5 protein-coding genes are annotated in these 5493 nt (G+C 69.0%); all 5 read right to left on the bottom strand.

All coding sequences use genetic code 11. The features are described from left to right. The coding region (locus OOT08_RS00840) for a serine hydrolase (protein ID WP_325090698.1) at positions 1-811 on the bottom strand (811 nt) is incomplete at its 3' end. Further along, the gene (locus OOT08_RS00835) at positions 808-1764 is read right to left on the bottom strand and encodes a S66 peptidase family protein (RefSeq protein ID WP_325090697.1); all 957 of its coding nucleotides are present in this window, start codon (positions 1762-1764) and stop codon (positions 808-810) included. The genes OOT08_RS00840 and OOT08_RS00835, both read right to left, overlap by 4 nt. After that, a complete protein-coding gene (locus OOT08_RS00830) occupies positions 1761-3407 on the bottom strand; it encodes an ABC transporter ATP-binding protein (RefSeq protein WP_325090696.1) in 1647 nt (548 codons plus the stop codon). Before OOT08_RS00830 ends, OOT08_RS00835 begins: the two co-directional genes overlap by 4 nt. A 3-nt stretch (positions 3408-3410) precedes the next feature. Further along, positions 3411-4334, bottom strand: a complete 924-nt coding sequence (locus OOT08_RS00825; protein WP_325090695.1) for an ABC transporter permease — start codon at positions 4332-4334, stop codon at positions 3411-3413. After that, positions 4331-5374: an ABC transporter permease gene (locus tag OOT08_RS00820; protein ID WP_325090694.1), complete on the bottom strand. Its 1044-nt coding sequence runs from the start codon at positions 5372-5374 to the stop codon at positions 4331-4333. Before OOT08_RS00820 ends, OOT08_RS00825 begins: the two co-directional genes overlap by 4 nt. Between the last annotated feature and the right edge of the window lie 119 nt (positions 5375-5493).

Raw genomic sequence — 5493 nt, 5'->3', positions numbered from 1 at the left:
TGACCCGCTGCCGGATCTGCTCGCCGATCTCGCGCATCGCGTCCATCGCGGGCACGCGAAGATCCCCGGGGACGTTTCGCCAGTTCGCGGCCACCGCGTAGGCGACCGAACCCGCGGCGCCCGTGACGGTTCCCACATCGATCCGGGCGAAGCTCGTGGTCCCGGTCTTGTGCCGGAGCACGATGCCCTGGTACTCGGGGTCCACGTGGGCGAGGGGGTCCAGCACGAAGGCATCGGCGACCATGGAGGTGTCCGCGTCGGAGGCGAGCCAGCCGAGCACGCGCGCGCTCACCTCGGGGGAGACGATCTCGCCCCGGGAGAGGCGAAGGAACACATCGGCGAGTTCCCGTGCGGTGCCATACGACGGGGTCCACGGCATCTCGGGGGTGCGCTCATCGCGGATGTAGTCGTGCAGCGAGGTGCGCGTGTAGCCCAGCTCGGGGGCGACAGCGCGCACCGCCTCCAGGCCGCAGCGGTGCAGGAGGGCGTTCGTCGCGAGGTTGTCGCTGAACGCGCCAACGAGCAGGGCCAGGTCCCAGGCGCAGAGCCGCTGGTCCCGCATCCGATACAGGATGCCGGAGTCGGCGACCGCGAACTCCTCCGGGATCGGCACGATTTCCTCGGGGTCGATCGTGCCGTCCGCGATTCGTCGGGCGACCTCGATGAGCAGGAACACCTTGCCGATACTCGCGGTCTCGCACTGCGTGTCGGGGGAGTGCTCCAGGAGGGGCTCGGCCGTCGCTTCGTCGAGGACGCGAATGCTCCAGGTGATCCGGGGATCGAGCGCGGGGAGCGACCAGTCCGCGCTCACGCGGCTGCCCCCGTCACGGTCAGGCGCGCATCGGAGCCGCTCGCGTCGAGCACCCCGGCAACGTTGACCGGGATGGTCAGCGCGTGCGCGTCGTGGCCGAAGCCCTGCTCCCAGAGCACGGGAACCCCGAGGCCCCCGCAGTACTCGGTGAGCAGGTCGCGCACCTGATCGGGCTCGCCGCAGTCCTCCCAGGAGCCGAGCACGATGCCCGAGGCCGCGTCGAGACGGCCGGAGCGCTGGAGCTGGAGCAGCAGATTATCAAGGCGGTAGGGCTCCTCCGTGATTTCCTCGAGAAACAGGATGCCCTCGGGGTTCTCGCGCCCCTCCGGGGCGCCGATTGCGGCGGCGAGGAGGCTGACGTTTCCGCCCGTGAAGCGGCCCTCGGCCCGGCCGGGTGCGAGGATCTCGGTCTTCGGGCCGATCAGCTCGCGTCCCGCCCAGGGCTCGAAGAGCCACCGCCGCAGGTCTTCCCGGACGAACTCGGAGTCCCGGACGACGCTGGTGCCCGGCATCGGGCAGAACAGCCCGGGCACGTCGAGGTGCACCCGGAACGCCTCGTGCAGCGCGGTGATGTCGGAGGATCCGGCGAGCACCTTCTGCCGCCCGTCCCGGCGCGCCCCGCCCGCGGCGAGGGCCGCCCAGTCGATGCCGTCGAGCAGGCGCATCGCGCCGTACCCACCGCGGATGCAGAACACGGCGTCCACCGCGGGATCGGCCCAGGCTCGGACAAGATCCGCGCGGCGGTCCTCGTCCGAGCCCGCGAGATACATGGCACGCGGGTGCCGGTCGAGCACGTGCTCGCCGACGACGACGCGCAGCCCCCAGCCCTCGAAGAGGCGCACGGCCCGTTCGAGGCTCGCCCGGGCGCTCGGCCCGGAGGGGGCGATGATCGAAACGGTGTCGCCCGGGGCGAGCTGCGGCTGGTCAAGATCGATGCGGTGCTGGGCGGTCATGACGCGTCCTCCCGAACGCTCGGAGCCGCGGCGAGCAGCTGCCGGGTGTAGCTGTGCTGGGGGTCCAGCAGCACGGACTCGGTCGGGCCCTGCTCGACGATCTCGCCGTGGTACATCACCGCGACGCGGTCGGCGATGTTCCAGGCCAGCCCGAGGTCATGCGTGATCACGAGCGCCGAGAGGCCGAGCCGCTGTTTCAGGGAGAGTAACAGGCCCAGGATTTCGCCGCGCACCGACGCGTCCAGCGAGGCAACCGGCTCGTCCGCGATGAGCATTTCGGGGTGCAGGGCGAGCGCCCCGGCGATCACGACGCGCTGCCGTTGGCCGCCGGAGAGCTCCTGCGGAATCGCGCCGAAGTAGTTCTCCGGGGGCGATAGCTCGGCGTCCCGGAGGCTCTGGGCGACGTGCTCGCGCTCGTCTCCGGGGATCCCCTGCACGCGGAGGCCCTCGGCCACCGACTCGTAGACGCTGAGCTTGGGGTTCAGCGCCGCCGAGGGGTCCTGGAGCACGAGCTGCATCCGGCGCCGGAACTTCTTCAGCTCCGAGCCCTTGCTCGGCAGCGGGCTCCCCCCGAAGGTGATTGTGGTGCCCGGGTCCGTGGCCTGGAGCCCCATCAGCGCCCGGGCAAGGGTCGTCTTGCCGGAGCCGGACTGCCCCACGAGGGCGACGATCTCGCCCCGGTGCACGTCGAGGTCCACGTCTCGCACCGCTCGCAGCTGACCGGAGCCGTGGTAGGTGACGTTCACGCCGCGGGCGGAGAGCAGGACCTCGTCGCTCGGCTCGGAATGCCCGGGCTCATCGGCCCCCGCGCCGTGCCGGGTGACCGGCCGCATCCGGGACGCCGGGTCTCCGATGGTGGGGAAGGCCTCGGCCAGGCGGCGCGTGTACGGCTCGTTCGGCTCGGTGCAGATCATGCGAGCCTCGCCGATCTCGACGAGTTCGCCGCCCCGCATAATCGCGATCCGCTCGCAGGCCGTGGCGAGCACCGAGAGGTCGTGGCTGATCATGAGCAGCGAGATACCGCGCTCGGCCACGAGGCGGGAGATCATGTCCAGGATCTGTTTCTGCACGATCACGTCGAGGGCCGTGGTCGGCTCGTCGGCGATGATGATGTCGGGTTCGCAGGCGAGCGCCATCGCGATCATGACGCGTTGCTTCTGCCCGCCCGACAGCTCGTGGGGGTACGACGTCGCCTTTTCCGGGTGCAGATCAACGATGTCGAGCAGCTCCCGGACCCGGCTCTTGCGGCCCTCTGGGGTCTTCCAGCGGTCCGTCACGTGGATCTCGAGCGCCTCGGTGATCTGGTCGCCGACCGTGTGCACGGGATTGAGCGAGTGCATCGCCCCCTGAAACACGATCGAGGCCTGTGCCCAGCGGACCGCGCGGAGCTCGCCAAAGCTGAGCTGGGCCACGTCGGTGTCGCCGATGAGAACTCGGCCGTCCAGCCGGGCGTTCTTCGGGAGCAGGCGCAACGCGCTCATCGCGAGTGTTGACTTCCCCGAGCCGGACTCGCCCGCGATGCCGAGGGTGCCGCCGGTCGGAAGCTTGAGGGTGACCCCGGAGACCGCGGCGACCTCGCCGCGGGACTGCCGGCCCGAGGTGGAGTAGGTGATCGAGACGTTGTCGAATGTCAGATCAGGCATGGCTCAGCGGCTCCTCAGGGTGGGGTTCACGATGTTTTCGACCGCGCGACCCATCAGGGTAAACGCGAGCACGACGAGCACGATGGCCACGCCGGGCGCGAGGACATACCACCAGTACCCGCTCGTGGCGGCGGAGACGTCCATCGAGTTCTTCAGGATCGCGCCCCAGGACTGCACGGTGGGGTCACCCAAGCCGAGGAAGGCGAGCGTCGACTCCGAGATGATCGCGGAGCCCACGGTCAGCGTGGTGTTCGCGAGCACGAGCGGGAGCACGCCGGGCAGCAGGTGCTTCATGATGATGTGCCAGTGGCCCGCGCCGAGCGCCCGGGAGCGGTCGATGTAGTCGCGGGACTCCACGGTCAGCGTCTGGGAACGCACGACGCGCGCCGTCCCAGCCCACGAGGTGAGCCCGATCGCGATGATGATCGTGAGCACTCCGCGGCTGAGCACGGAGGAGAGCACGATCGCGAGGATCAGCGAGGGCAGCACGAGGAAGAAATCGATCAGCCGCATCAGCAGGCTGCCGGTGAGGCCGGTGAAGTGCCCGGCGGCGATGCCGACGAGCGTCCCGATGACCATCGACATCGCGGTCGCGGAGATCCCGACCAGGAGGGAGACCCGGGCGCCCCAGACCATGCGCACCCAGAGCTCGCGGCCCTGGTGGTCGGTGCCCAGGGGGTGCTCGAGCGAGGGTGGGGCGAAGCGGTCCTGGTCGACGAGCTTCGTGACGTCGAGGAGGTGCGCGGGCGCGATGACCGGCGCGAAGATCGCGATGAGGGCCACCGCGATGAGGAAGATGAGGCCGAGCATGCCAGCGCGGTGCTGCCGGAACTCTCGCCAGAAGTTTGCGAGCGCGCCACGACGGCGTGCCCAGACGATCTGACGGGGGGAGCGCTCGCGCTCCGCGGGGGTGGTGAGCGTGTTCATGCGCGCCTCACTCTCGGGTCGAGCTGACGGTAAATAAGATCGGCGATCAGGTTCATCACGATGATGATCGCTGAGAAGACCACGAAGGTGCCCTGCAACAGCGGGAGATCGGGTCCGGAGATGGCCTGGAAGGTGAGCTTGCCGAGACCCGGCCAGGAGAACACGGTCTCGACGGTGACCGCGCCAGCGATCAGGCCGCCCAAGTGCATGAAGATCAGCGTCACGGTGGGCAGCATCGCATTCGGCACGGCGTGCTTGCGGCGGACCAGGTCCTCGCGGAGCCCCTTGGCCCGCGCGGTGGTGAGGTAGTCGGCGCTCATCTCCTCGATGAGGGAGCTGCGCATCACCATCAGGTACTGGGCGTAGACGACCGCGACCATCGTGATCACGGGCAGAACCATGTGTGCGGCGATGTCCAGCGTGGCGCCGAAGGGGTCGGTGGGTGGATTGGGGGAGCGCATCCCGCCGGTGGGGAACCAGCGGAGGGTGCCGCCGAACACCATGAGCAGGATCAGGCCGAGCCAGAAGGTCGGCACGGACCAGAACACGAGCGAGGTCGACGACACGAACTTGTCGAAGCGGGAGCCGTGCTTCCACGCGGCCTTCTGCCCCAGCCAGAGGCCGAGCACGATGGCCAAGAGCGCGGCCGTTCCCGTGAGGAGCACGGTCGGCCAGAAGTACTGCCCAATGAGGCTCGACACTGACGTCTTGTAGACGTAGCTCTGGCCGAAGTCGAGGGTGAACACGTTGCCGAGGTAGTCAAAGAACTGCTGCCAGAGCGGCTTGTTGAGGCCAAACTCCTCGCGGAGCAGGTCCATCTGCTCCGGGGTCATTTGGCGCTGACGGGCGATGCTGGCGACGGGGTCGCCGGGGAGAATCTTGAAGGCGAAGAAGCCCAGGATGATCACCATGATCATGCTGATTCCGGCTCCGCCGAGCTTGGACAGGAAGTAGCGGAGTGCGGAAACGTCGCGGGGACGCTCTTCTGCCTGCGCGCTGGTCGCGATTGCCGATGTGGACGGGGGCACCGAATTCGACATGGGTTGGGCTCCTAGTGGTCTGTACCGGTGGTGCCGCAGCTCGCGTGGAGCTGCGGCACCACCCGGGAATTACTCGACGTCGGCGAGGTTCTTCTTGCGGCTGCGGAAGAAGAGCAGGC

This window comes from Leucobacter sp. M11, assembly GCF_035726885.1.
Lineage (GTDB): Bacteria > Actinomycetota > Actinomycetes > Actinomycetales > Microbacteriaceae > JAPFRB01.
The sequence above is the reverse complement of the archived record's forward strand: the minus strand, read 5'-3'. Positions and strand labels throughout refer to the sequence as shown.

What these genes read in the sequence shown, in the direction of transcription:
- OOT08_RS00835 (WP_325090697.1), bottom strand. Translation starts at nt 1,764, where the DNA reads ATGACCGCCCAGCACCGCATCGATCTTGACCAGCCGCAGCTCGCCCCG.
- OOT08_RS00830 (WP_325090696.1), bottom strand. Translation starts at nt 3,407, where the DNA reads ATGCCTGATCTGACATTCGACAACGTCTCGATCACCTACTCCACCTCG.
- OOT08_RS00825 (WP_325090695.1), bottom strand. Translation starts at nt 4,334, where the DNA reads ATGAACACGCTCACCACCCCCGCGGAGCGCGAGCGCTCCCCCCGTCAG.
- OOT08_RS00820 (WP_325090694.1), bottom strand. Translation starts at nt 5,374, where the DNA reads ATGTCGAATTCGGTGCCCCCGTCCACATCGGCAATCGCGACCAGCGCG.